General features: G+C 71.5%; 23 protein-coding genes. 11 read left to right on the top strand and 12 right to left on the bottom strand.

The window, feature by feature from the left end:
• Positions 1-7: 7 nt before the first annotated feature.
• The 3 genes from AB0J64_RS33615 to AB0J64_RS33605 are packed head-to-tail and all read left to right on the top strand — an operon-like array spanning position 8 to position 2,876.
• Complete coding sequence (locus AB0J64_RS33615; protein WP_364035976.1) at positions 8-1,111, top strand: acyl-CoA dehydrogenase family protein; 1,104 nt, start codon at positions 8-10, stop codon at positions 1,109-1,111.
• Positions 1,108-2,070, top strand: coding sequence for an acyl-CoA dehydrogenase family protein (locus tag AB0J64_RS33610; RefSeq protein WP_364035973.1), 963 nt, complete (start codon positions 1,108-1,110; stop codon positions 2,068-2,070). Before AB0J64_RS33615 ends, AB0J64_RS33610 begins: the two co-directional genes overlap by 4 nt.
• On the top strand, positions 2,067-2,876 hold the full coding sequence (locus AB0J64_RS33605) for a TIGR03619 family F420-dependent LLM class oxidoreductase (protein WP_364035970.1): 810 nt from the start codon (positions 2,067-2,069) through the stop codon (positions 2,874-2,876). The genes AB0J64_RS33610 and AB0J64_RS33605 overlap by 4 nt, the downstream gene beginning before the upstream one ends.
• Positions 2,877-2,883: 7 nt before the next feature.
• On the opposite strand, the gene AB0J64_RS33600 is transcribed toward AB0J64_RS33605, so the two are convergent.
• The 7 genes from AB0J64_RS33600 to AB0J64_RS33570 all read right to left on the bottom strand — a co-directional run bounded on the left by AB0J64_RS33600 (position 2,884) and on the right by AB0J64_RS33570 (position 11,932).
• Entirely contained in the window at positions 2,884-4,863 is a 1,980-nt protein-coding gene (locus tag AB0J64_RS33600) for a CHAP domain-containing protein (protein WP_364035967.1), read from the bottom strand.
• Positions 4,864-5,161: 298 nt separating this feature from the next.
• A complete protein-coding gene (locus AB0J64_RS33595; protein ID WP_364035964.1) occupies positions 5,162-5,911 on the bottom strand; it encodes a glucose 1-dehydrogenase in 750 nt (249 codons plus the stop codon).
• Positions 5,898-7,943 (bottom strand): acetate--CoA ligase family protein, encoded by a 2,046-nt coding sequence (locus AB0J64_RS33590; RefSeq protein WP_364035961.1) that lies wholly within the window; start codon positions 7,941-7,943, stop codon positions 5,898-5,900. Before AB0J64_RS33590 ends, AB0J64_RS33595 begins: the two co-directional genes overlap by 14 nt.
• The gene (locus AB0J64_RS33585) at positions 7,940-9,448 is read right to left on the bottom strand and encodes a class I adenylate-forming enzyme family protein (protein ID WP_364035958.1); all 1,509 of its coding nucleotides are present in this window, start codon (positions 9,446-9,448) and stop codon (positions 7,940-7,942) included. Before AB0J64_RS33585 ends, AB0J64_RS33590 begins: the two co-directional genes overlap by 4 nt.
• Before the next feature lie 15 nt (positions 9,449-9,463).
• Entirely contained in the window at positions 9,464-9,787 is a 324-nt protein-coding gene (locus AB0J64_RS33580) for a VOC family protein (RefSeq protein ID WP_364035955.1), read from the bottom strand.
• Positions 9,784-10,146 carry a Zn-ribbon domain-containing OB-fold protein gene (locus AB0J64_RS33575; RefSeq protein WP_364035952.1) on the bottom strand — a complete coding sequence of 121 codons (363 nt, stop codon included), beginning with the start codon at positions 10,144-10,146 and terminating at the stop codon, positions 9,784-9,786. Before AB0J64_RS33575 ends, AB0J64_RS33580 begins: the two co-directional genes overlap by 4 nt.
• Positions 10,147-10,198: 52 nt before the next feature.
• Complete coding sequence (locus AB0J64_RS33570) at positions 10,199-11,932, bottom strand: protein kinase (protein ID WP_364035949.1); 1,734 nt, start codon at positions 11,930-11,932, stop codon at positions 10,199-10,201.
• Between the two features lie 136 nt (positions 11,933-12,068).
• Between AB0J64_RS33570 and AB0J64_RS33565 the strand changes: the two genes are divergently transcribed.
• Together AB0J64_RS33565 and AB0J64_RS33560 are read left to right on the top strand one after the other, a co-directional pair.
• A complete protein-coding gene (locus tag AB0J64_RS33565) occupies positions 12,069-12,659 on the top strand; it encodes an isochorismatase family cysteine hydrolase (RefSeq protein WP_364035946.1) in 591 nt (196 codons plus the stop codon).
• On the top strand, positions 12,659-13,390 hold the full coding sequence (locus tag AB0J64_RS33560; RefSeq protein WP_364036121.1) for an SDR family NAD(P)-dependent oxidoreductase: 732 nt from the start codon (positions 12,659-12,661) through the stop codon (positions 13,388-13,390). Before AB0J64_RS33565 ends, AB0J64_RS33560 begins: the two co-directional genes overlap by 1 nt.
• A gap of 12 nt (positions 13,391-13,402) precedes the next feature.
• On the opposite strand, the gene AB0J64_RS33555 is transcribed toward AB0J64_RS33560, so the two are convergent.
• Positions 13,403-14,554: a serine hydrolase domain-containing protein gene (locus AB0J64_RS33555; protein ID WP_364035943.1), complete on the bottom strand. Its 1,152-nt coding sequence runs from the start codon at positions 14,552-14,554 to the stop codon at positions 13,403-13,405.
• A gap of 31 nt (positions 14,555-14,585) precedes the next feature.
• Here AB0J64_RS33555 and AB0J64_RS33550 point away from each other — a divergent pair, with 31 nt between their 5' ends.
• Together AB0J64_RS33550 and AB0J64_RS33545 are read left to right on the top strand one after the other, a co-directional pair.
• Positions 14,586-15,494, top strand: a complete 909-nt coding sequence (locus tag AB0J64_RS33550; protein ID WP_364035940.1) for a cyclase family protein — start codon at positions 14,586-14,588, stop codon at positions 15,492-15,494.
• A 106-nt stretch (positions 15,495-15,600) separates the two neighbouring features.
• Positions 15,601-16,749 carry a phosphatidylinositol-specific phospholipase C1-like protein gene (locus tag AB0J64_RS33545; protein WP_364035937.1) on the top strand — a complete coding sequence of 383 codons (1,149 nt, stop codon included), beginning with the start codon at positions 15,601-15,603 and terminating at the stop codon, positions 16,747-16,749.
• On the opposite strand, the gene AB0J64_RS33540 is transcribed toward AB0J64_RS33545, so the two are convergent.
• From AB0J64_RS33540 to AB0J64_RS33530, 3 genes are all read right to left on the bottom strand, one after another.
• Positions 16,739-17,761, bottom strand: coding sequence for a LacI family DNA-binding transcriptional regulator (locus AB0J64_RS33540; RefSeq protein ID WP_364035934.1), 1,023 nt, complete (start codon positions 17,759-17,761; stop codon positions 16,739-16,741). The two genes, AB0J64_RS33545 and AB0J64_RS33540, sit on opposite strands and share 11 nt — an antisense overlap.
• Positions 17,762-18,031: 270 nt before the next feature.
• The gene (locus AB0J64_RS33535; RefSeq protein ID WP_364035931.1) at positions 18,032-19,516 is read right to left on the bottom strand and encodes an AMP-binding protein; all 1,485 of its coding nucleotides are present in this window, start codon (positions 19,514-19,516) and stop codon (positions 18,032-18,034) included.
• Positions 19,517-19,518: 2 nt separating this feature from the next.
• Positions 19,519-20,577 (bottom strand): LLM class flavin-dependent oxidoreductase, encoded by a 1,059-nt coding sequence (locus AB0J64_RS33530; RefSeq protein ID WP_364035928.1) that lies wholly within the window; start codon positions 20,575-20,577, stop codon positions 19,519-19,521.
• Positions 20,578-21,036: 459 nt separating this feature from the next.
• On the opposite strand from AB0J64_RS33530, the gene AB0J64_RS33525 reads away from it, so the two are divergent.
• The 3 genes from AB0J64_RS33525 (at position 21,037) to AB0J64_RS33515 (ending at position 23,766) form a co-directional block, all read left to right on the top strand.
• Complete coding sequence (locus tag AB0J64_RS33525; RefSeq protein ID WP_364035925.1) at positions 21,037-21,609, top strand: SigE family RNA polymerase sigma factor; 573 nt, start codon at positions 21,037-21,039, stop codon at positions 21,607-21,609.
• On the top strand, positions 21,606-22,811 hold the full coding sequence (locus AB0J64_RS33520; protein ID WP_364035922.1) for a hypothetical protein: 1,206 nt from the start codon (positions 21,606-21,608) through the stop codon (positions 22,809-22,811). The genes AB0J64_RS33525 and AB0J64_RS33520 overlap by 4 nt, the downstream gene beginning before the upstream one ends.
• 316 nt (positions 22,812-23,127) lie before the next feature.
• Positions 23,128-23,766: an HAD-IIIA family hydrolase gene (locus tag AB0J64_RS33515; protein ID WP_364035919.1), complete on the top strand. Its 639-nt coding sequence runs from the start codon at positions 23,128-23,130 to the stop codon at positions 23,764-23,766.
• Positions 23,767-23,969: 203 nt separating this feature from the next.
• On the opposite strand, the gene AB0J64_RS33510 is transcribed toward AB0J64_RS33515, so the two are convergent.
• Positions 23,970-24,785, bottom strand: coding sequence for an SDR family NAD(P)-dependent oxidoreductase (locus AB0J64_RS33510; protein WP_364035916.1), 816 nt, complete (start codon positions 24,783-24,785; stop codon positions 23,970-23,972).
• Positions 24,786-24,902: 117 nt separating this feature from the next.
• On the opposite strand from AB0J64_RS33510, the gene AB0J64_RS33505 reads away from it, so the two are divergent.
• Positions 24,903-25,493, top strand: a complete 591-nt coding sequence (locus AB0J64_RS33505; protein ID WP_364035913.1) for a TetR/AcrR family transcriptional regulator — start codon at positions 24,903-24,905, stop codon at positions 25,491-25,493.
• Positions 25,494-25,839: the final 346 nt, after the last annotated feature.

The following is a 25,839-nucleotide window of genomic DNA, read 5'->3' as shown; positions in this document are numbered from 1 at the left end:
GGTATATGTGGATCTCGACTTCTCCCCGGGCGAGCAGGGCTTCCGTGCCGAGGTTCGCGACTGGCTGAGCGCGCACGTGCCGCGGTCGCTCCCGTCGATGGACACCCCCGAGGGCTTCGCGGCGCACCGCTCATGGGAGGCGCTGCTGGCGGACGCGCGGCTGTCCGTCGTCTCCTGGCCCGACGAGTACGGCGGACGCGGCGCCTCCCTGATCGAGTGGCTGATCTTCGAGGAGGAGTACTGGGCCGCCGGGGCCCCCGCCCGGGTGACCCAGAACGGGATCTTCCTGCTGGGCCCGTCCCTGATGCGCTTCGGCACGCCCGAGCAGCGCGCACGGTGGCTGCCGAGAATGGCCAGGGGTGACGACGTGTGGGCGCAGGCCTGGTCGGAGCCGGAGGCGGGCAGCGACCTGGCCGCGCTGACCTCCCGCGCCGAGCCCGTGCCCGGCGGCTGGCGGCTGTACGGGCACAAGACATGGAGCTCTCGGGCCGCGTACGCCACGCACGGGTTCGGCCTGTTCCGCACGTCCGGGACGCGGCACCGGGGGCTGACGTACTTCATGTTCCCCCTCACGGACGTCGCCGTGCGGCCGATCGCGCAGCTCGACGGGCTGCCCGGCTTCGCGGAGCTGCACTTCGACGGGGTGTTCGCGGACGAGTCGATGGTGCTCGGGGACGTCGGCGAAGGGTGGCGGGTCGCGATGGCCACCACCTCCTCCGAACGCGGCCTCGCGCTGCGCAGCCCCGGCCGCTTCCTGGCCACCGCCGACCGGCTCGTCGCGCTGGCCCGCTCCTCGGGCGATCCGGCGTCGGCCGATCGGGCCGCCAGGTGCTGGGTGGAGGCGGAGGCGTACCGGCTGCACACGTTCGGGACGGCGCGGCGGCTCATGGCGGGGGAGGAGATCGGGTCCGCGGCCAGCATGGGGAAGGTGTTCTGGTCCGAGCTGGACCTGCGCATGCACGCCCTGGCCCTGGAGCTGCTGGGGGAGCGGGCAGGGGAGACGCCGTGGCTGGACGGGTTCCTGTTCTCGCTGGCCGGGCCCATCTACGCGGGCACGAACGAGATCCAGCGCAACATCATCGCCGAACGGGTTCTGGGGCTGCCGCGATGAACTTCGGATTCACCGATGAACAGCTCGCGCTGGGCGCGACCGTGCGTGACGTGCTGCGATCCCACTGCCCGCCGGCCGCGCTGCGCACGGAGCGGCGGCCCGGCTGGGAGCAGCTGGCCGCGCTCGGGTTCTTCGGGCTGCTCCTGCCGCCCGAGAGCGACGGGCTGGGGCTCGGGCTCACCGACCTCCTGCCCGCGCTGGAGGAGGCCGGCCGGGCGTGCCTTCCCGGGCCGGTCGTCGAGACCGCCGTCGCCGCGCCGTACCTGGTCGGGGGCGTCCCCAAGCTGGCCTCGGGCGCCGTGTGCGTGAGCGTGCTGCCGCCCGGCCAGGTGTACGCGCCGGACGCGGACCTCGCCGACCTGATCGTCGTGGCCGGCGCCGACGGCCTGCGGCTGGTCGCCAGGGAGTCCGCCCGCCTGACGCCACGGGCCGGCGTGGACCCGTGCCGGCCGCTGTTCGAGGTGGCCTTCGACGAGTCCGAACGGCTGCCCGGCTCGGCCGTGCCGGCGCTGCGGCGGGCCACGGTCGCCACCGCCGCCCAGCTCGTCGGGATCGCCAGGGAGCTGCTCGCGGTCTCGGTGGCCTACGCCAAGGTCCGGACGCAGTTCGGTGCGGCGATCGGGTCCTTCCAGGCGGTCAAGCACCAGCTCGCCGACGTGGCCGTCGCGGTCGACTTCGCCGCGCCGCTGGTGCATCGGGCGGCGATCTCGGTGGACCGGGCCGTCGCCGGCGTCGACCGGGACGTGAGCGCGGCCAAGGCCGCCGCCGGTGAGGCCGCCGTCCTGGCGGCCCGGGTGGCGTTGCAGGTGCACGGGGCGATCGGGTACACGGAGGAGCTGGATCTGCGGTTCTGGCTCGCCCGGGCCTGGTCGCTGTCGGCCGCGTACGGCACCACGGCCGTCCACCGCGAGCGCCTGCGTGCCGCCGTGATGGACGGTGACCTGGGGAGGTACCCGTGAAGTTCGGCGTGCCGCTCGGGCTGCTGCACCCGGCCGCGTGGAAGGACGTGGCGGTGGCGGCGGACGAGCTGGGGTTCGAGTCGGTGTGGCTGCCCGAGCACCTCGTCTTCGCCACCGACCTGTCCTCGGCCGCCTATCCGGGCACGTCGGAGCCGGGGATCAAGCCCACGACGCCGCTGTTCGACGCGCCCGCGTACCTCTGCTGGCTCGCCGCCCTCACCTCCCGCGTCAAGCTCGGCACGGCGGTGCAGCTCCTTGCCCTGCGCCATCCGTTCGTGTCGGCCCGCGCGTTCGCCACCCTCGACGTGGTCTCGTCGGGACGGGCCATCTGCGGGGTCGGCGCGGGCTGGTACCGCGGGGAGTGGGAGGCGGCGGGAGTCGAGTTCGGCACTCGGGGAGCGCGGCTGGACGAGGCGATCGAGGTGGTCAGGCGGCTCTGGAGCGAGCCCGTGGTCGCCCATTCCGGGAGGTTCTACTCCTTTCCCGAGGTCGCCTTCGAGCCCAAGCCGGTGCAGCCGCGGTTGCCGGTGCTCGCGGGCGGGGAGTCGGCCGCCGCGCTGCGCAGGGCGGCCCGGCTGTGTGACGGGTGGATCAGCATGCCGCACACCCTCGAGTCGATCAAGCCGCAGCTCGACCGGCTGGGGGCGGGGGTGCCGGTGACCGCGCACGCGTACGCGCTGGCCTCGCCCGACGAGGTGCCCGCCTGGGCGGCCCTGGGCGTGGAACGGCTGATCGTGCGTCCCTGGACGCGCAGCCGGGACGCGGTGTCCCGGCTGGCCGCCTTCGCCGCCGACCACGGGTTGTGAGGGCCGGTCACGCCCGGTGCCGTCCCCGCCTTCTGGGCTGGCCCTGGGCGCTCCTCGCCGCGTGGCCTGTCGCGCTCCCGCCCGGCTGAGGTGCGGCGCTCCTGGTCGGCTGAGCCGCGGCTGCCTGGGAGCCGGCGCTCGTGCCGACGCCGACCAGCTCGCGGTCGTCGTCGCGCCGGGGCGGTAGCGGGGTCGTGGCGTGGCGGCGGCCGGTCAGCTCCTGAGCACCGCCGACGTGGACGCCCTGCGGGGCGGCCGACGGCCTGCGGTGGCGCCGGCCGCGCAGGGGCTGGTCGGTCGCGAACGCCGCGGTGTCTTCGACGGGGTGCTCGCGGCGGCGGCGACGTCCCCGGTAGGTGGCGCCGATGTCGGGGGTGTCGAGGACGTCCCCGCCCATGCCGCCGCCCATGCGTCCGCCGATGCCGCCGGTCGGGGCGAAGGCGTCGAACGCACTGGTCGCTCCCGGGATGACGATGCGCTCGAACGGACCGGTGTCGACGATGCGCTCCAGCGGTCCGGTGTCCAGCACGATCTCGATCGGTCCCGTCGCGGTGATGTCGCGCGGAGCGGCGTCGATGGCGAGGTCGAAGGGGCGGGTGTCGAGCGGGCGCCTCCGGTGCCTGGCGCCACGGGTGGCGGCGGTGCGGCCGAAGGCCTCCGAGCCGTCGGAGCCCTGCGTGCCGGACACCGTGATGCGCCGGAAAACGTCCGAGTCCGTGAGGTGCCGGGCGTTCTGGGCGGCGACGTCGATGTCCGTGACGTGCCGGGCGTCCTGGGCTGCGATGCGCCGGACGGCAGACGAGACGGTGGACGACGTGGCGGCCAGTTCGACAGCCGCCGTGGCGGTGGTGAGCTGGGCGGTGTCCAGGGTGATGGCGTCCAGAGCCGCGGTACGCAGGGGCGCGTCCTGGGTGCTGTCCAGGCGCAGGCTCGCCCGTACCGGCGTGGCCGTGGTCGTGGCCGTGCGGCGACGGCGGCGGTTGGTGTTGGAGCGGGGCGCCGTGCTTCCTGCGGCGACCGGGGCCATACGGAGGCGGCGGGTCTTGGCCACGGCGAGCAGCGCCAGCGCGGCCACCAGGGTCGTGCCGACGAGCGTCGGAGAGGAGATGCTGGGCAGCGGGCCGGTGGCCGAGGCGTCGGTGTGCGTGGGGAGGGGCTTGGCAGTCGCCGCCGTGGTGTCGGCCGTGGCCGGTTTGGCGTGCTTGGCCTTCTTGGGCTGCTGCTTCAAGGTCTCGGCGGCCTTGCCGTCGGTGGCGGTGCCGGTGGTGACCTTGGGTGCGGGGGTGGGGGCGGTCTGGGGGGACTTCTTCGCCGGTGAGCTGCCGGTGACAGGGGCCTTGGCGGGCTCCTCCTCGACCGGGTTCTGAGTGATGATCTGGTTCTGGGGGATCAAAGAGGTGAGCGACTCGTTCCCGGGCAGCTGGAGCGTGCCAACGTCGGTGCCCGGCCCGGACTTGAGCGCGGTCTGCTCCTCGGCCTTCTTCTGGGCCTCCCGCGCCTGCTGGGCGGCCTCCTCGTCCAGGCGGGACTTGACGCGGTCGGGGTAGCCGTAGCCGACGACCTTGCTCGTGTCGCGTTCCTTGCGCTTGGCGACGCCCCCGTCGATGTTCCCCTCGATGGTGTGGATCGTGTCGCCCTCGACCCGGGTCACGATGCCGACGTGGTCGATCTTGTCGATGTCGTTCGACCCGCTCCAGTCGTAGAAGACGATGGCACCGGGCTTGGGCTTGTGGCCCCACGCTCCCTGCTTCTTGAACCACTTCGCGTGCGAGACCGTCCACGCGAACTGCCCGATCCAGTCCTGGTATCCAAGCTTGTGCGCCGCCCACGACAGGTACATGTCGCACCACGGGGCGGAACTGTAGTCGGCGTCGAACTCTACGTGTTTGCCGTACCAGTCGCCGAACTTGGTGTAATCATCGGCCTTCTCGGAGTAGCCGATCTGGCTCTCGAGCAGCTCGATGAACTTCTGAATCTCTGGCGTCATGGAAGTAGTGGGGAACCTTCCGGGCAAGACCGGGTTTGTCAACATGAATCCGGGTAAAGGGGGTACCCAGGGGCCAGTGTGACAAAACCGGAGGCTTGTCGTCTTCCGTGATGAGCGAGGCTACCTTGCGGGCAAGGCAGGTCAAGCACGAGCCAAGAGAGGTTCAAGCCTTCCTAGGCTAGATAACCGCTGGTCAAAGATATTGCCAGAAATGTCCAAGCTTCGGAGGTTTAATCCAAAAAGATCTAGCTCATGCCCAGGTGACGGCCCATGCGCCCTCCGCGCCGCTGTGGGGTGATCAGTAGCCGGCGCCGGTCAGGAGGCCGCCGTCCACCGTGAACTCGCTCCCCGTGCAGTAGCTGGCCCGGTCCGAGGCCAGGAACGCCACCACGTGCGACACCTCCACCGGCTTGGCGAAGCGCTTGATGACCATGGACTTCAGGAACGCGTCGGCGTCGACCTCGCTCATCAGGTCCGGGTCCATCGCCATGGAGGTGTTGATCGCGCCCGGATGCACCGAGTTGACCCGGATCTTGAAACGGGCGAGCTCGCGGGCGGCCGACTTGGTGAGGCCGCGCACGCCGAACTTGGAGGCCGAGTACGCCGACAGCCCCTCGGCCCCGACGTAGCCCTCGATCGAGGAGATGTTCACGATGGCGCCGCGCCCGGCCGCCTTCATGGGACTGATCACCGACTTGATCCCCAGCCAGGTGCCCTTGAGATTCACGGATATCACGCGATCGAAGTCGTCGGGCGACATGTCGGCGATGCGGCGGAATTTCAGGATCCCGGCGTTGTTGACCAGCACGTCCAGCTGACCGTGCAGCTCCGTGGCCGTCGCCACCGCCCGCGACCAGTCCTCGGCGAGAGTCACATCGTGATGGACGTACGTGGCCCCCGTCTCATCGGCCAGCGCCTTGCCCTCCTCATCCAGCACGTCACCGAAGACCACCCGCGCCCCTTCCGCCAGGAACAGCCGCACGTGCGCCGCGCCCATGCCGCGAGCCCCGCCGGTGATCAACGCGACTTTTCCATCAAGCAGCCCCATAAATTCCTCCCGCCGCGACGGCCACCGCGGCCGCCTCCATGGAGCGGTAGACGGGGATCCCCGCCTCCGCCGCGATCCGACTCACTTCGTCCTCGACGCCCGCGGGCGCGCACTCGCCGTTCCTGGTGACGAGGGTGATCCGGGTGCTGGGCAGCGCCTCCTGCGCCGCTGCCACGGCCCGTGCGTACGCGTACAAGGGCTCGACCGCGTCCCCGTACGTGAAGAACGCCTGGACGTTGACGTGCAGGACCACGTCGCGGTACGCCCGGTGCCGCAGCAGGGCCGCGATCACGTCGGGCACCAGGGCGGCCCGCCCCAAAGGCCCCACCGGCACCTCGAGCGGATTGCCCGAGGCCACTACGCCGAGCCCGCGCAGCGCGACCGGGGCGTCGCCGGGCAGCGGATCGAGCCGGACCCCGGCCAGGTCGAACGCGTCCGCCGCCAGCACGCTCGCGCCCCCGCTCGGCCCCACCACCAGCACCCCGTCGGCGCCGGAGTCGCGCGAGCCGTGCGCCTGGAAGTACGCCAGCACCCCGATGAGGTCGTCCTGACTGGACACCAGCACCGCTCCGGCCTGTTCTGCCACGGCCTCCCAGACCTGCCGGTCGCTCACCATGCCGCCGGTGTGCGAGGCGGCCGCCTCCTGTCCCTGCCCGGTGCGCCCGCCGACCAGCAGCACCACCGGCATCTGCGCGGAGCGCAGCGCCTCGAACAGCTCGCGCCCGTCACGCGGGTCCTCCAGGTACAGCCCGACGGCGCGCGTCTGCGTGTCGCGGGCCAGCCAGCGCAGCAGCTCGGCGGGGGTCACGTCGGCCGAGTTCCCGACGGTGGCGACCCGGCTGAACGCCAGCCCGCGCCGCTCCCCGACCTTGATCACCTCGCCCGCGAGCCCGCCGCTCTGCGAGATCAGCGCCACGGACCCGGCGGGCCCGAGACCGCCTCCCACGAACGTCTGCCGTCCCCGCGGGCAGTACACGCCCATGCAGTTGGGCCCGAGCAGCCGCGTCCCCGCCGCCCGCGCCGCCTCGACCAGCTCCGCCTCCAGCTCCGGCTGCCCCGCCTCGCCGAACCCGCCGCTCATCACCTGCACGAACGGCACCCCGTACGCCTGCCGCACCACCTCGGCGCACCGCTCGGCGGGCACGGCCACGAGGGCGTAGTCCACGTCCGCCTCGGCGAGAGACGGCACGGCCGGCACCCCCGCGACCTCGGATGCCGACGGGTGCACGGCCACCAGCGGGACGCCCGCGGCCCGGTAGAAGCCGAGGAACATGTTCCCGAAGTTCGGCCGGGTCGTGGAGGCGCCGACGACGGCCACCGCCCGGGGCTCGAAGAGCGGCAGGAAGTTCGTCACGGCGCCGGGTGCCCCGGACCTGGCAGGCCCCGGGGAGGGCAGATGGCGGGCATCGACCGCGATCACCCCCGAAGGGCCCGCGATGACCGGGTTCAGCTCGAACTCGCCCAGTTCCAGCCGCTCCCACAGCCCGCCAGGGCCGCCGACCGTCATGAGCAGCTTGACCACCGCGTCCACGTCCACCGGCGGGCCGCCGCGGTGCCCGTACAGGACGGAGGAGCCGCGCAGCGACGCCAGCATGCGCCGCGCGTCCTCCTCCGAGATCGGGCAGAGCCGCAGCGCCGTGTCGCGCAGCGCCTCCGTCCAGACCCCGCCCAGCCCGGCCAGCAGCACCGGACCGAAGCCCGGGTCCCGGACCAGGCCCACGATCAGCTCCACTCCCGCCTCGGCCTGCTCCTCGACGAGGAACCCCGCGACCTCGAGCCTGGCCCGCATGCCGGCGGCGGCCGCCTCGAGCTCGTCCCTGGAGAGCCCGAGCACGACGGCGCCGACGTCCGACTTGTGCACCAGCCCCGGCCCGAACGCCTTCAGCACCAGCGGCTCGGCCAGCTCCGCGGCCGCGGAGAAGTCGAGGTCGCGCACCACCACCCCGCGCGGCACCGAGACCCCGGCCTCGCTGAGCAGCGCCTTGACCTCGTGCTCGTACGCGCTCGCCCGACCAGCCTCGTGCGCGCTCACCCGAGCAGCTCGCGGATCTTCCCGCGCAGCAGCTTGCCCGGCCCGCCGGAGGCGTCCTGCGAGTGCGGCAGCTCCTCGGCCACCACGATGTGGTCGGGCCGCTGGTGCTCGGGCAGCGCGTCGGCCAGGGCGAGCGCCAGCTTGGACGCCTCCAGCGGGTGCCCGGCGCGCGGCACGACCGCCAGCAGGATCCGCTGTTCTGAGGCCCCCTCCGGCACGCCGACCGCGCCCGCCTCGGCCACCCCGTCCAGCGCCGAGGCCGCCTCCTCGATCACGGCCGGCTGGGTCCAGACGCCGCCCTTGAGTATCGAGTCCTCCCGCCTGCCCAGCACGCGCAGCACGCCGTCGGCGGAGAGCGTGCCGAGGTCGCCGCCGACGTACCACTCGCCGCGCAGCACCTCCGCCGTCCGCTCCGGCAGGCCGTCGTAGCCGGTCATCCGGTGCGGCCCGGCCAGGTTGATCTCGCCGACCTCGTCGATCACGTGGCTGCCGTTCGGGCCGGTGATCTGGACCGCGTTCCCGGTGCGGGCGCGACCCGAGGAACCGAGCGGGGTCGAGCCGTCGTCCACGCGGCCCATGCACGTGTACGGGGCCTCGGTCTGGCCGTAGTACGAGTACACGCCCGCCTGGGGGAGCCTGGCCTTGATCCGGTCCAGCATGGTCCTGGTCAGCGGCTCGCCGCCGAGCATGATCACCTGGATGGACGACAGGTCCACGTCCTCGTGGTCGGGCGACGCGAGCAGCGCGGAGTAGAACGAAGGGATCTGCGACAGATGCGTGACCCGCTCGCGGGGGACGACGCGCAGGAAGTTCGCCGGGCCCCAGTCCTGCTCCAGCACCAGGCGCATCCCGGCGTACAGGGCGGGCCCGACGATGGCCGGGAAGCCGATGCCCCAGATGATCGCGCCCGTCCCGAACACCGAGTCGGGCCCGCGCGGCACGTCCAGCCAGATCTGGGCCGTGGCCAGGGACGACGCGTGCGTGTGCACGACCGCCTTCGGCAGCCCCGTCGTGCCGGAGGTGTAGTAGAGCGCCAGCGGGTCGTCGTACCGGCCGCTGATCGGCGGCTCCTCGTCGGAGCCGCCTTCGAGGTCGCGCACGTCGATCCACGTGGTCACGGCCGGGAGCGAGTCCTTGATCTGCCCGACCACGCCCTCGACCGTCGCGTCGTACACGAACGCCGTGCACCCCGAGGCCGCCACCACGTCGCGCAGCGTCTCCACCGGCCAGTACGGGTTCAGCGCCGCCGTCACCGCCCCGATCTTGGCCTGTGCCAGGTAGACCTCGGCCACCCGTAACGTCTCGTTGAGCAGCGCCGCCACCCGCCGGCCCGGCGTGATCCCCTTGGCGAGGAGGGCGTGGGCGCGGCGGTTGACATTCCTGTTGAGCTCGTCGTAGGTGAAGCTCTGCTCGCCGCAGTACGTGAGCGCGACCCGGTCGGGCGTGCGCAGCGCCGCGGCGGTCAGTATCGCGTGGCCGTAGTTCCCGTATGGTGATCGCGCCATGGGGGCTGCCTCCAGTCAGAGGGGCTGATAGAGCACGAAGACGTTTCCTGAGGGATCGCGCAGCACGGCCCGCGTCTCATGCGGCCCCTTCTCGGGCTCCCGCACCACCTCGCCGCCGCGCGCCGCCAGCTCCCGCACGGCCTTGTCCAGATCGTCCACCTTGTACGACGGCGCGACCGAGGCGGTGACCTGCTCGGCTGGCCCGGCCAGCGCCACGGTGACCCCGCCGCCGTCCAGCGCCGCGAACCTGTCGCCGTCCCTGAACTTCACCGGCAGGCCGTAGAAGGCGATCGCCTCGTCCAGGTCTGCGACAGGGATCAGCACGTTGCCGAGCTTCACGCGGGCCTCCAATGGGGGAGTTCGTCGATGAACGTCACGCGTACCGGCATGCCGACGCGTACGTCGTCCGGGGCGCACCCCACCACGTGCCCGAACGCCCGCACGCCCTCCGGCAGGTCCACCCAGGCCATCACGTACGGCTCCCGGCCCCGGTAGTCAGGGGCGAACGAGCGGTGCACGACGGTGAACGTGTGCACGACACCCTGGCCCGCGACCGGCTCGAACACGAGCTCGCCCGCGCCGCACCAGGGACAGTCGGCCTCGGGGAGGTGGACGCGGCGGCCGCACGACGTACAGCGCTGGACGACCAGCTCGCCGCGCGCGCAGGCGGCCCAGTACGCAGAGGTGTCACCGCTCATCGCTTGCCAAGCTAGCGCACGCTTGGTTGCCTCACAAGGCCCGGCCGCGGGCCTATGGTGACGGCTCGCCCGAAGGGGTCGAGGCAGGCCCGGCCAACGGCGAGGCAGGAGCGGTGGGCTCGTCCGACGAGCGGGCGAGCGGTTGCTCCGTGCCCGACGGCGTGGGCGTGGCGAGGGTCGGCGTGCTCTGTTCCTGGCTCGGTACCGGCGTTGCGGAACGGGTGGGCGCGGGGCAGGCGGGGCCGTCCACCGCGACCTCGCTCACCTGCGGCCCGTTCCCCGCGGCGGGCTCCGTCATGACGACGATCCCGAAGTACGCCCGCTCGCCGCAGGAAACACTCCCGGGGTCGTGCGCCACGTTGCTGGTGTACGACGTGCTGCCCCGCAAGGTGCGGCTCTCCTTCCGTACCGTCCTGGCGACCCCGCCCTCCCCGTCCCGCCGGGTGTACGAGATCCGCAGCCGCACGGGCCCCGTGCCGTCCGCCGAGACCTTGATCGTCCCCGCCGTGCCGCTCCACCCGACGATGCCGGCGGCCTGGACGGCGGCGGGACGCGGCACGGAGGTCCCCTCCTGGCGAGTCGTGGGAGGAGGAGGCGGCGGCGCGGGGCTGGCCGGCACGCGAGTGGGGGAAGGGGAGGTGCGGCGGGGGACGGCGGACGTCCGGGTCCGGGTGGGCGTGGCCGCGTCGACGGGCGTCGGCTCCCTCTCGCTCGGCGTCGTCCTGGGCGGCGGCATCAGGATCGTGCCGGGACCGGGAGGCAGCCGCCCGCCCGACACCATGAGCGAGACCGCCACCGCGACCACCGTCGCCCCCGCCACCCATAAGTGCGGCGGCAGCCGGGGCATCCGCGGCACCCGGTCCCTCAGGGGGATGCCCGTGGCCCCGTCGGTCCTGGCCAGCGGGAACCGGAGCGCCATCAGCGTGGCCAGCTCGCCCAGGTGCCGCCGCCCCCGCTTCTCCCACTCCGGCCCGTAGCCGGCGACCGCGTCCTCCTCGACCTCGGCCGCGAACTGCCTGGCCGAGGCGTACCTGGCCGCCGGGTCCTTGGCCATCCCGCGTTTGAGCAGGTCGCGCAGCGCGTCGGGGGTCAACTCGAGCGGGATTGGCTCCACCAGGTGCTTGTCCCGCACGGCGGGAACGTCCAGCGCCCCTTCGTCGCCGCCGGACGGACCCTCCTTGACCGCCCGATAGGGAGGCCGCCCCCTGACCGCCTCGAAGAGCACGCACGCCGCCGCGTACAGGTCCGCGGGCGGCCCCGCCCGGCCCTGCGTCCACAGCTCGGGCGACATGTACTCGGGGCTGCCCGCGGGCACGCCCGGCTCCTCCGCGTGCACGACGACGCCGAAGTCGGCCAGCTTGCTGGTGCCGTCCGCCTGGACCAGGATGTTCTCCGGCTTGACGTCGCGGTGCGGCACGCCCCGCTCGTGCGCGGCGGCCAGGGCCTGCAGCGTGCTCTTCAGCACGGTGAGGGCCGCCTCCGGGCTGATCCCGCGGTGCTCGGTCAGCAGCGTGCGCAGCGACACGCCGTCCACCAGCTCCATGACGACGGCGGCCCTGGTGGGGGTCTCGACGTACTCGTAGATCCGGACCACGTTCGGATCGTCGATCTCGACCAGTTCGTGGGTGTCCGACCGGAAGCGGTCCATGAACTCGGTGTCCCTGCGCAAGGTGGCGTTCAGATACTTGATCGCCACGTACGCGCCCGTCTGCTGGTAGGTGGCGAGGAACACGCGGCCGGTGCGACCGGCGCCGAGCTGACGTACTTCACGGTAACCAGGGACCAAGTCGAACCCCCATAAGCAGCCGTCCTCAGTTCGACGGTCTCACCTGGGGTTGGGGTTGTCACGACCGAAGATTTTTCATGGGTGATATGCTGAGTCGTCCCAAGCAAGCGCTCGGCTAAATCGACGGAGGTCGCCTGTGGAGCGCGTGGCCGTGCTGGTGATGGAGATGCAGCGGGGCGTCGTCGGCGATCTCACGAAATTTCCGGACCTGGTGGCTGCCTGCGACCGGCACGACGTCGTGGCCAACACCGCCCGCCTCCTCCACACGGCCAGGTCGGCCGGGCTCCCGGTGATCCACTGCACGGCCGCCTTCCGCCCTGACAGGTCCGGCTCCCACGCCGGCAACTGTCCGTTCATCGTCTCCCTGCTCAAGGACCCGGACCACATGCTGGAGGGAACGGCCGCCGCGGAGGTCATCCCCGAGCTGTGGGACGGCGGCGATCTGGAGAGCCGCCGCTACCACGGTTTCTCGCCGTTCACCGGCACCTCGCTCGACATGACGCTGCGCTCCCTGGGCGTGACCGCCGTGGTCGCGACGGGCGTGTCGCTCAACCTGGGCATCCCGGGCCTGGCGCTGGAGGCGGTCAACCTCGGATACCGGGTCACCGTGGTCACGGACGCGGTGGCGGGCATCCCCGAGGAGTACGCGCGGGCCGTACTGAAACACACGATCAGCCTCCTCGCCACCCGCGCCACCGCCGCCGACCTCGTCGAGAGCTGGAAATGATGGACGGACTGCGCCTGGACGGGCGCGTGGCGGTGGTGACCGGGGGAGCGGGCGCGATCGGCGCGGCCATCGCCGCGGACCTGTCCGCACTGGGGGCGGAGGTCGTGGTCGCCGACGTGCGGGACGCGGGACCGGTGGCCGCGGGCCTGCCCGCCGGGCGGGCGGCGGTGGTGGACCTGGCCTCACCCGCGTCCGTCGAGGAGTTCGCCGCAGCGGTGGGCCGGGTGGACATCCTGGTGCACAACGCCGGGGTGTCCATCGTGGAGCCGTTCACCGAGAGCGACCCCGCGGGCTGGGACCTCATGTGGCAGGTCAACCTGCGCGGGCCGATGCTGCTCACCAAGCTGCTCCTGCCCGGCATGACGGCCAGGGGCTGGGGGCGGCTGGTGTTCGTCTCCTCCGACGGCGCGCGGGCGGGCTCGGGCGGCGAGGGAGCGTACGCGGCGACCAAGGCGGGGCTGTTCGGCCTGGCCAAGACGCTCGCCAGGGAGGCGGCCAGGGCGGGAGTCACCTCGAACGTGGTCTGCCCCGGCCCCACGGACACGCCGATGCTCCAGCGGGTGTCCGCGGCCGAGCCGGGGCTGGTGGACAAGATCGCGCGGGGCATCCCGCTGCGCCGCCTCGGGACCCCCGCCGACGTGGCGGGCCTGGTCGGCTACCTGTGCACGGATCGCGCGGCCTACATCACCGGGCAGACGCTGTCGGTGAGCGGCGGCGTGACCATGCACTGAGCCGTCATGCGGTCAGAGCGAGTCGTAGACGGCCTGCACCAGGCGGAGGCCGCGCAGGTTGCCGGAGACGGCGTTGGCCATCTTGTTCATGACGTAGCCGATGGCCAGGCCGCGCCCCGGGTCGCCCATGCCGAGCGAGCCGCCCAGCCCCGAGTGGCCGAACGCGGTCTGGGACGGCATCAGGAACGTCATGGACGGCAGCATGTAACCGAGTCCGAACGAGGTTTCCAGGAGCAGGACCCGGTCGGGGCCGTCCACACGGGGGCGTACGGCGTCGCGCAGCGTCTCGGGGCGCAGGAGGTCCCCCGCGATCAGCGAACGGTAGAACCCGGCCAGCCCCCTCGCCGTGGTCACGACCCCGGCCGCGGGCCAGCCCGCCCGCAGGATGTCCGGGTGGTTCGCGCCGCCCTTGAGGAGGTGCATGCCGGGGTTGGCCAGCGAGCGGTTCATGAGGCTCTGCGGATCGAGCGCCGCCTTCGCCATCTCGGCCAGCACGTCCGGCACCCCGCCGGTGGCCTCGGTGACCGCCGCGCGGGGGCGGTCGCCTGCTTTGAGCCGGGCCGTACGCGCGATCACCGTGTCGGGCGCCCCCACCCAGAGCTCCAGCCCCAGCGGCTCGGCGATCTCCGCGGCGACCAGCTCGCCGACGGACTTGCCGGTGATCCGCCTGATCACCTCTCCCACCAGGAACCCGTACGACAGCGCGTGATAGCCGTGCGCCGACCCCGGCTCCCACAGAGGCGCCTGATCGGCGAGCCGCGCCGCGATGGCCGCCAGGTCCCCGAACTCCGCCACCGGCACCGGCTCCTCCACCACCGGCAGCCCGGACTGGTGAGTGAGCAGGTGCTCGACGGTGATCGTCCCCTTGCCCTTGGCCGCGAACTCCGGCCACACGTCGGCGACCGCGCCGGAGACGTCCACCAGCCCCCGCTCGGCGAGCTGCAGCAGCACGGTGGCGGTGATCGCCTTCGTGCAGGAGTAGGCGAAAGCGGGCGTGTCGCCCTCCCACGGCCGCCCCGTGTGCCGGTCCGCCACGCCGCCCCACAGGTCCACGACCAGCTCGCCGTCCAGGTAGACCGCGAAGGCGGCGCCCAGCTCCGCGCCGTCGGCGAGATGCCGTTCGAACACCTCGCGGACGCGGGAGAACCGCGGATCGCAGTGCATCAGACCTCCGCATGAGAAAGGAAGCGCTTACTTGGTTCACGAGCCTAACAACTGGGGACGTTTCGGCCCAGACGATCAGCGTGGCACCCTCAATCTGCTCACCCCGGCCGTGGTGCTCGACGCCCTGCGCAGCGCCACCACGGGCGAGGTGCTCAGCCTGGCCATGCCGATCAGGGGCGCCACCTCCTCGCCCGCGCCCACGACCGTCCCGCACCTGCCCGGCCGCCCGCTGCCGCAGCACTTCATGTCCGTGGACGGCGGCGACTACGCCGCCGGTGCGCGCCCGATCGGCGAGGGCCTGTACGTGGCCGACGACGCCCTGGTCGTCAGCCACCACGGCACCACGACCCACATGGACGCGCTGTGCCACATGTGGTCGGGCGGCGAGCTCTACAACGGCCACCCGGCGGCCAGGGTCCGTTCCTACGGCGCGACCCGGTGCGGCATCGAGCAGGTGGGCGGCGTGGTCGCGCGGGGCGTGCTGTTCGACGTGGCCCACCACCTGGGGCTCGACCACCTGCCCGCGGACTTCAGGATCCCGGCCGAGCTGCTGGCGGAGATCGCCACGCCGCGACCCGGGGACGCCGCGGTGATCCGTACCGGATGGCCCGTGGTGTGGCGGCGCTCGCGCGAGGAGTACTGGGCGGGCCAGCCGGGGCTGTCCGCCGACGCGGGCCGCTGGCTGGCGGCGCGCGACGTGTCGGTGGTGGCCTCGGACAACGCCGCCATCGGCGGCCTCAACGCCCGGGGGCTCGCCGACGAGGACCTCGCCGACGACCTGCACCTCATCCTGCTCCACCGGCACGGCGTGCACCTCGTCGAGATGCTCTGGCTGGAGGAGCTGGGGGCGGCGGGCCGTACGGAGTTCGTGTTCGTGGTGGCGCCGCTCAGGATCGAGGGCGGGACCGGGAGCCCGGTCACCCCGCTGGCGATCCTCTGACCCGGACGCTTCCGCATATTTTCCGGCGCATTTGGATATTTCGTGATCAGCCGTTAACTCCCGAGCTCAATGGTCTGTCCCGGTAAGCCCCCGTGCTAGGAGACCCATGCGCCGCCCCGCCCTCGTCACCTTCGTCGCCGCCACCGCCTTGACCGCGCTCGCGGCCGTACCAGCCGCCGACGCCACCACGGCGGGACGCGGCACGCTGCGGATCAACCAGATCCAGACCATGGCCACCCACAACAGCTACCACCGCGAGCTGACCGACGCCGAGAAGTACGTGCAGCGCAGGACCGACGCCAACTGGTGGAACCTGCAGTTCTCGCACACCGCCCTGCCGAACCAGTTCGCCGCCCAGCACGTGCGCGGCATCGAGCTGGACGTCTTCCCCGACCCCAAGGGCGGCCTGTACGCCGGCCCGCTGGTCAGGCGGGCGGCCGGGCTGCCGCCGATCGACGACCCCGCGCTCGCCAAGCCCGGCTTCAAGGTGCTGCACTGGGCCGACCACGACTACGGCACCACGTGCTCGGCCCTTGTCACCTGCCTGCGCCAGGTGCGCGAATGGTCCGACGCGCACCCCGGGCACGTGCCACTGACGATCCTCACCGAGCTCAAGAGCACCGACCCGGCCAAGGAGGCGATGGGCGGCGCCAAGAGCCCGGCGTGGGACGCGGCGCTCATGGACGCCCTGGACGCCGAGATCCGCTCGGTCTTCCCTGACGAGCGCCTCATCACGCCCGACGACGTCCGCAGGCCGGGCCTCACCCTTGAGCAGTCCGTGCTCCAGCACGGCTGGCCGGAGCTGTCGTCCTCGCGGGGCAAGGTCATGTTCTTCATGGACAACCAGGCCGAGGCCATCCAGCAGCCCTACCTCACGGGCCACCCCAGCCTGGAGGGACGGGTGCTGTTCACGAACTCCCGCCCCGGCCGCGCCGAGGCCGCCTTCGTCGGCTGGAACGAGCCGCAGGGCGCCAACACCGCGCAGATCCAGGACCTCGTACGGAAGGGGTACTACGTGCGCACCCGCACCGACGTGCCGTTCACCGAGGCCAGGTCGGGCGACACCAGCCGGCTGAAGGCGGCGCTGGGCAGCGGCGCGCAGATGGTCAGCACGGACTTCCCCGTGATCGGCCTGTCCGCCAGGCACGGCAGCGACTACGTGGCCGAGCTGCCCGGCGGCGCCACGGCCCGCTGCAATCCGGTGAACGCCTCCTCCGGCTGCCAGGACCGCACGCTGGAGCGGATCAGGCCGTAGCGGCCGGGGCGGTGCTCTCGCGCACGATCAGCCGGGTGGCCAGCTCGACGCGCGGCGTCTCCGGCTGCTCGCCGTTGATGAGCTGGACGAGGAGTCTGACGGCCATGCCGGCCATGTCCGCCAGCGGCTGGCGCACGGTGGTCAGCGGCGGGGCGACCAACTGGGCGAACGGCAGGTCGTCGAAGCCCACCACGCTGACGTCCTCCGGCACCCGCAGACCGCACTCCTTGGCCGCCCGGTACGTGCCCAGGGCCTGCAGGTCGTTGCCCGCGAACACGGCCGTGGGCCGGTCCGGCAGCCTCAGCAGCTCCAGAGAGAGGTGGTAGGCGGGCTCGTGGGTGTAGTCGCCGTGGCGGATCAGCGTGGGGTCGGGTTCTATCCCGGCCTGGTCGAGCGCCGCGCGGTAGCCGTCCAGCCGCACCCGTGAGGTCAGCCGCCCCGCCGGACCCGTGATCATCGCGATCCTGCGGTGGCCCAGCTCGATCAGGTGCCGCGTGGCCGAGAACCCGCCCTGCCAGCTTGTCGAGCCGACCGCCGGGGTGTCCGGGTTCTCGTTCTCCGACGGCTGCACCACGACGAACGGGATGCCCATCCGTCCCAGCTCGCGCTCCTGCTCGGCGGAGAGCTCGGAGACGACCAGGATCGCGCCGAGCGAGCCCCGGTTGCCGAGCGCTTCCAGCCAGTGCCGGGCCAGTTTGCTCCGCCGGTGCACGGCCGACACGACGAGGCCCATGCCCTCGGCCTGCGCGGCCTCCTCGGCGCCGCGGATCAGCTCCACGGCCCAGGGATTGTCCAGCTCGTTGATGACGAACTCGATCAGGCCGCCGGGATGTTCGCCGTGGCCCGGCAGCGTGTAGCCGTGCTGGCCGAGCAGCCGCTGGATGCGGCCGCGGGTTTGCGGAGAGACATCCGACCGGCCGTGAAGCACCTTCGACACCGTCGAAGGCGAGACCCCCGCCTTGGCGGCGATGTCCGCCATGGTGCTGCGGCGGGGGACAGTCACGTCGTCCACTTCAAGTCCTCCACTAGAACGTCTTCCCGGTCAGAAGTCTGCCTGCTCGCCGGACCCCTTGACGACCTCCCACGGGTCGGCCTGACCGCCCGGGGATGGCCGTCGGCCGCGCACACTGCGCCGATCGGGTCCGGGCGCACCCGAGACATCTCCCGGCTGCACCGTGCACCAGCCTCCGGACAGGACCCGTCACATGTACGACGCCGGCATGAAAAGAGGCGGCCATGGCACGCGCTCACGTGCCATGGCCGCCCTTGGTGCGCCGGGCTGCTATGCGCCGGGGTAGTTCCCTCCGCCGTGGGCGGCGTCCAGGGCGTCGTAGTCGGGGGTGAAGCCGCGCTTGGGTATCGCGTCCACGAACGCCACCTGCCTGGGCTTCTTGTACGACGCCACCTGCGTCTTGACGTGCTCGACCAGCTCGTCCTGCGTGGCGGTGGCGTCCGGCTTGAGCGCCACCACGGCCTTGACCGCCTGGTGCCAGGTCGGGTCCGGCACGCCGATCACGGCGGCGTCGGCCACGGCCGGATGGGACTTGAGCGCGCGTTCGACCTCGGCGGGGTAGACGTTCTCGGCGCCGGACTTGATCATGCGAAGCTTGGGGCCGATGAAGGTGATGGTGCCGTCGGGTTCGCGGCGGCCGAGGTCGCCGGTGTGGTGCCAGCCGTACACCGACTTAACCGCATTTAAGTCGGGCCGGGCGAAATATCCGGAAAAGAGGGTCTTGCCGCGGGCGCAGATCTCGCCCACCTCCCCGGGCGGGAGCTCGGTGCCGTCCGGATCCAGGATCCGTACCTGGACCAGCGGAGAGGGCCGGCCCGCGAACCCGGCGCCACCCTCGGCCAGCCCCAGGAACGTGAGCATGCCCCCCACCTCGGTCTGCCCGTACCCGCCCATCTTGGACCGGCACCAGGGAGAGTCGTCCACCGTGATCATGGCGTCCCACTCGGCCGAGTGGGAGACGAACCTCAGTGACGACAGGTCGTACTTGCCACCCGCGTTCGCTGCCGCCACCGCGTCGATCATCTGCCCGAACAGGAACGCCTGCGTCACCCGCTCCGCGTCGATCAGGCGGCAGACCTCCTCGGCGTCGAAGGCGGGCGTGAACACGTTCGTGCCGCCGATCTGGAACGTGGCCAGGCAGAACATCATCGTGCCCACGTGGAAGAGCGGCCCGTTGTTGAGGAACGTGAAGCCGGGCTCCATCTGGCGTACGATGAGGAGCGAGGCGCTGTGGGCGATCAGCGCGGCGCTGCTGAGCAGGGCGGCGCCGGGCCGCCCCTCGAAGGCGGCCGTGTAGAGGGCCAGCGCCGGCTCGGTGTCGGGTGTCTGCGGGAAGTCCTGGACAGAACCGCTCGCCACCAGCTCCTCGTACTCGTCCCCGGCCCGCACCCACGTGCTCTCGGACACGGCCGCGGTGGCGTCCGAGTGCTCCCAGACGACGACCTTGGGAGTCAGGTCGGCCAGCACGAACCGCAGCTCGTCCTCCGCCTGCCGCCAGTTGGCCGGACAGAGGATCGCGCCCAGCCGGGAGCAGGCCAGCAGCAGCTCCAGCACCGCGTGCGAGTTCTGCCCGAGCCACAGCACCCGGTCACCCGCGCAGACCCCTCGGCCGGCCAGCGCGGAGGCCAGCCGGGTCACCCGGGCGTCCAGCTCCGGGTACGTGCGCCGCACGTCGCCGTCCACGACCGCCGTGACCTGGGGGCGGCTACGGGCGTGCTCGGCGAGGACGTCGGACAGGGACAGGCTGTGGATCATCTTCAGCCTCCAAAGGCCGGCATGACTTCGGTCGCGAAGAAGCGCATGACCCGCTTCATGTCCTCCAGCGGCATCGGCCGGGTGCTGCCGAAGTCGCACAGGAGGTTCGTGAAGCCGGCGTCCTTGAGCAGCGTGATCTGCTCGACGACGCGGTCCGGGTCCCCGATGACCTCCAGCTGCTCCCACCGGAAGTCGGCCGACACCGAGCCGCCCTTGAGATAGCGGTCCTGGTAGTACTCGAAGCCCTGCGCCGCCTTGCCGGTCTTGGGGTCGATGGGGGCGCTCTTCTCGTTGAAGATGCGCGACCGGTCGAACGACGCCTCGAACCTCGCCAGGTCCTCGCGCGCCTGCTCCAGCGTCGGGGCCACGTACACGGTGCGCGCCACCACCAGGTCGGCCCCCGTCGGGTGCCCGGCCTGCGCGGCCGTCTCCCGCCAGGCCTCGGCCGCCTTGACGACCTTGCGGAACGGGGCGGCGGGGTCGGCCAGGATGGGCAGACCGCGCTCGGCGTACATGGTGACGGTCTCGGGGGAGACTGCGGCCACGTGCAGCGGCGGGTGCGGGGTCTGCAGCGGCCTGGGCACGAGCGAGACGTCCGTGCCGGTCTTGTAGAACTTCCCCTCGTGCTGGTACGACTCCTGCGTCCAGAGGCCGAGGATGACCTCGAGCGCCTCGTTGAACCGGTCGCGGGCCTCCGCCAGGTCGATCCCGAACCCCTCGAACTCGAAGCTCTGGTATCCCCGGCCGATGCCGAGGTCCAGCCGCCCGCCCGAGAGCACGTCCACCAGCGCCGCCTCCTCGGCCACGTGGATGGGGTTGTGCAGGGGCAGCACCACGATCCCGGTGCCCAGCCTGATGCGGGAGGTGCGGGCGGCGGCGTGGGCGAGCATGGTGAACAGGTTGGGCACGACGCCGTAGTCGCGGAAGTGGTGCTCGGCCAGCCGTACCCCGTCGAATCCCAGCTCCTCGGCCAGCTCGATGAGCTCGAGGTGGTAGTCGTAGACCTCCTTGAAGCTCTGCCCGTCGAAGCGGTGAAAAAGGTGGAAGGTCGAGAACTTCATGCGGCGGCCCCTCGGATGTAAACCAAGCGCTCGCTTGGGAGCGTACCACGCCGCCCGGCCAAGCCCCAGGGGCTCCGCCCCCCCTTCGACCCCCCGAACCGGTAAGGACCGTGCGCTGCTGGAGGAGTAGCGGCAGCGTCTCGACGCCGTGTTGCTTCGGGACTGGCGTGTCAGCCTTTGAGGCAGATGGCGTGGCTGACTCACTGCGCGCCCTGCGGGCGGCTCCTTCTGCGGGTGACCTCGTCGGCGTGCTCCGGCCGCATGCTGGTGAGCCCCCGACGATGGTGGAGGCGACGCTCACCGTTCAGCCGATCTTCCCCGCAGCGTCCGCACACGCCTGCAACGCCGACCGGATCCGGGCCGGAATCGCGGCTTTTTGGAGTTGCGGAGGCTCTTCAACAAAACGCACCCCATCCCCGTCTGTGAGATGACAGACCAGGAAGAGGGTGGAGACGACAAGTGGAAGACGACTCCCGCTTCACGGAGTTCGTCGCCGAGCGGGCCAACGCGCTCATGCGTTACGGCTACGCGCTCAGCGGCAACCCCCACGACGCGGCGGACCTGACACAGGAGGCCCTGATCAGGCTGCACCGCGCATGGGCGCGGGTGCGCAGCAAGGAGGACCCGGAGCGCTACACCAAGGTGATCATGGCCAGGCTGCACATCAGCCGGTGGCGGCTGAGGCGGCGCGAGCACCTGTCGTGGGCCTTACCGGAGGTCCCGCTCCACGACACGCTGCCCTCCGACGGCGACCAGGATCTCTGGCACGCCTTGGCCGGGCTGCCGCGCAAGCAGCGCGCCGTTCTCGTGCTCCGCTTCTACGAGCAGCTGGCCGACGCCGAGATCGCCGACCTGCTCAAGATCTCTCAGGGGACCGTTCGCAGCCATGCCTCGCTCGGACTGGCGAGGCTGCGTTCGGACATGGCCGCGCGCCGCGCGTCGCCCGCGAAGGCCCGTCCCACATCTGCCGGCCACGACCGCATGACAAGGCCACAGACGCGCACCACATCTGCTGAGAGGAACGTCCCATGACGAAGGATCTGGAAGACGATCTCCACCGGGTCATCATGCGCGGGGCCGAAGGTGCGCCGCAGGCGCCGGCTGGATTCCCGGCGCAGATCGTCAGCCGGTCGCGCCGTCGCCGGGGGCGTACCCATGCCGTGGCTGCGGCCCTCGCCGTCGTCGTAGTGGCGGGCGGCGTCGGATGGGCGGTGCGGGGGCAGGGCGACAACGCCCCGGTGGTGCTGGACCCGGTCGCCACGCAGTCGGCATCCGCCGCGACCACCCGCGCCACCGCTCCCAGACCCATCGACCAGGTGTGGCCGCAGGCCGTATGGAAGATCCCGGCGAAGCTGCCCGGCGTCAAGAAGTACCAGCCGCGCGTCTTCATCGACGACCACACCGTCCTCCTCGAAACCTGGGAGAGCTTTGAGAAGGCGGACGCGATCTACGCCTACGACCTGACCACGGGCGGGCATCGGAAGATCGCGGACATCCGCACCCCGAAGGGCGTGTACGCCTCCAACTACACGGCAGGCCAGGACCGTATCGTCTGGCAGACCATCGACGACATGCGGACCACGTTCTGGTCGGTGCCCATCGCGGGCGGGGAGCCTGCGCCCATTCCCACGGACGCCCCGGTCGAGGGCCGTGCCGACACCACGGTGGTCGTCGGCGACAGGCTGGCCTTCTCCGTCATGGAAGGCGGCGTCTTCACGCTCCCGCTGACGGGCGGCGCCGTGACCCCGGTCGCCCACGCCGAACGCCATCACATCCTGCGCTGGCCGTGGGTGGGGACCCCGGGCAACTACACACCGGACAACGAGCCCAGTTTCGAGGAGATCCGCAACGTCGAAACCGGAGAGACGAGCAAGGCGCTGGTACGTCCCGGAGACCAGTACGTCCGCTGCGGTGTGACGACGTGCGTGGGCATTGCCGCGGACGACAAGCCCTTCTATCGCCTGCGCGACGGCTCACACGAACGGCAGCTCCAGCAGCCGGCCATGATGGGCCTCGCCTACGACCGCTTCATGACCGTGTGGACTCGGGAGCAGCGCGTACGACGGCAGCTCCTGCTGGACCTGGCCACAGGCAAGTCCGGGGATCTGGTCCTGCGCATAACCCCCAACGGGAAGGGCGGCCCCAGCGTGGAGCCGGGCATCAGCGCGAACAATCTGGTCGCCTATCCCCTGGGCGACGACTACGTGATCATCGATCTCACCCGGATCACCTAGACCTCTGTAAGGGCGTGAAGCAAGGGGTTGGATTCCATGCCCGTGGTGCAGTCGAGCATGCGCTCAGCGGTGGAGGCGGCCCGTTCGAGCTCTCCGCGTTCGGCCAGGATGAGGGCGAGCGTCGCCAGCCTGTGCGCCCGCCCCCGACCGTTGTCCTCAAGATGGCCATGCGCTGCTGGAGGACCCGTGGTTGCGCCTCTGCGGCGGGTCGCTGCTGGAGCGGTATCGACGGCGGACCGCCACGTGCTCCGCAAGGCCAGGTATACCGGAGGTGTCCCAGGCCTCAGCTGGCCGTCGGCCCCTAAACCTAGCGCTCATGTCCGTGCTGACCTTCGCCTTCGATGTCGGGGAAACCATCGTTCGCGACGACCGATACTGGGCCTCCTGGGCGGACTGGCTCGACATCCCCCGCCACACTCTTTCCGCGCTCGTCGGGGCCGTCGTCGCCGAACATCGGGACAACGCCGACGCCCTCCGCCTGCTCCGCCCCGGCATCGACCTCGACGCCGAGTACGCAGCGCGTGAGGCTGCCGGTCGTGGTGAGCGCATCGACGAGACAGACCTCTATCCCGATGTCCGCCCGGCACTGGGCGCGTTGCGAGCCGCCGGCCACCGCCTCCTGATCGCCGGAAATCAGACGCGGCGGGCCGCCGAACTGCTGCGCGCGCTCGACCTGCCGGTAGATGCGATCGCCACCTCAGGCGAATGGAGCGCCGCCAAGCCCGACCAGGCATTCTTCGCCCGCCTGATTGAGCTTGCCGAGGCAACGCCTGACCGGATCGTGTACGTGGGCGACCACCCGGCCAACGACATCGCACCCGCCAAGGCGGCAGGCCTGCGGACAGCACACATCCGTCGCGGCCCGTGGGGCCACCTCTGGGGCGACTCACCTGCCGCCGCGGCGGCCGACTGGAGGATCAACTCGCTCACCGAGCTGGCGACCATCGTCGCGTGACTCTGGGCAGACCTGTTACCAGGGGGTTCCAGTCCGAGGTGGTTGCAAGGCGCGCGGTTCGCCACCATCGGCATGATCTGCTGCCCACTGGCCGTGGCATGACCCGGATCGCCGTACTTGACCTCTGGAAACTGATCGTGACAGGGGACTTCGGCCAAACGGCCCTGCACGTTGCGAAACCAAAGTCCACAACAGCGGCCTACTTATCCCGGCGCCTTGCGGCTGAGGTGCTCCCAGGCGCGGTATTCGGCGGCGCGCGCCTGGTCCATCTGCTGCACCAGGTCGTAGGAGTGGCCGCCGACGATCAGCCGCAGGGGCGGGTCCGGCAGGTCGACCAGTTCCATGATGACCGGGGCGGCGGTGCTCGGGTCGGGGCCCGCGTCGTCGCCCCACATCTCGGCCATCTTGGCACGCACCGGCTCGTAGAGGGGGTTCGGCTGCGTGGCCGTGGTGCCGGTGGTGAACAGTCCGGTGTTGTAGCCGCCCATCTGCAGGATGGTGACCTTGATGCCGAACGGCTCCACCTCCATGGCCAGGGCCTGACTGGCCGAGTCGAGCGCCGACTTGCCGGCCGCGTACAGGCCCACCGAGGCCACGCCGCCGCCCGAGCCCATCGAGGTGACCTGGAGGATGTGCCCCGAGCCCTGCTCGCGCAGGTGCGGGACGACGGCCTGGGCCACCCAGAGTGCGCCGAAGAAGTTGACGTCGAAATGGGCCCTGATCTGCTCTTCCGTGGCTTCCTCCAGCATGCCGTAGAGCAGGCCGCCGGCGTTGTTGACCACGATGTCGAGCCGCCCGAACGCGGCCGCCGCCCGGTCCACGCCCTCGAGCACGGCGGAGCGGTCGGACACGTCGAGCGGCATCCGTACGAGAGCGTCGGGATATTTCTGGCAGAGGTCGGCCAGCGGCTCGACGTCGCGCGCGGTGGCCACGACCCGCTCTCCCGCGGCCAGTGCCGCCTCGGTGAAGGCCCTGCCCAGGCCCCGGGACGCGCCGGTGATGAACCATACACGGGTCATGAGTGCCTCCTCAGAACGAGACGAGACGTGGCGTCTCGCTTCTGCAGCACTCTATACGACTCTCGGTCACTGTCAAGACGGACCGTCTCGTCTTGTATGGCTGCTATGCTGAGCCGCATGTCCAAGCAGCCCGACCCGACCCGGCGCAGCGAGCGCTCGCGCCAGGCCATCCTCGACGCGGCCCGCGAGCTGGTCTCCGAGGTGGGATACGCCAAGCTCTCGATCGAGGCCATCGCCGCCCGCGCCGGCGTGGGCAAGCAGACGATCTACCGCTGGTGGCGGTCGAAGGGTGCCGTGGTCTTCGACGCCTTCCTCGCGCTCAGCCAGGACGGCGACAGCATCGCGCTGCCCGACACGGGCGACATCGAGGCCGATCTCAAGACGGTGATGCGGGCGACGGCGGCCGAGTTCGCCGATCCGCAGTTCGAGGCGCCGATCAGGGCGCTCAACACGGAGATCGCCAACGATCCCGAGCTGGCCGCCCACTACCGCGAGAAGCTGGCGGGCCCGGTCGACGAGGCGAAGAAGGCCCGGCTGCGCAGCGCGCAGCAGGCGGGCCAGATCGCCGCCGACGCCGACCTCGACCTGGCCCTGGAGCTCCTGTACGCCCCCCTGTTCCAGCGCTGGCTGCACCGCTCAGGCCCGCTGACCCCCGAGTACGCCGACGCCCTCGTCGACCTCGCCCTCAAGGCCCTGCGCCCGGACTGACCTCTAGCGGGAGTTTCCCCCTTTTCATGATCGACTCTTGTGTAGTTCTGGTTGAAGCGTGTTTGGTGAGGGATCGGGCGTATGGCCCAGGCCGGGTGGTGGTGCTGGTCAGCGGTTTGGTGCGTAGCGCTGGAGTCGGAACAGGTCGAACAGGCGGCGTTGGGTGTCGCTCATGTCGGTGAGCAGGCGCTGGGCGCGGGGTCGGCCTTTGCCGCCGTCGTGGTGCGGTAGCACGGTCTTGCCGATGCCTTAGCTTGTCGTTTAACCTGCCTGCTCGCGGTGCTCGGTGAGTGATGCCGCGCGTTTAGCGGTCTTTCCCACCTCGTGATGACGGGCGAGGGCGCGG

It is taken from the genome of Nonomuraea sp. NPDC049695 (assembly GCF_040674955.1).
GTDB lineage: Bacteria > Actinomycetota > Actinomycetes > Streptosporangiales > Streptosporangiaceae > Nonomuraea > Nonomuraea helvata.
Note: the sequence above shows the minus strand (reverse complement) of the source record. Positions and strands in the feature narration are given on the sequence as shown.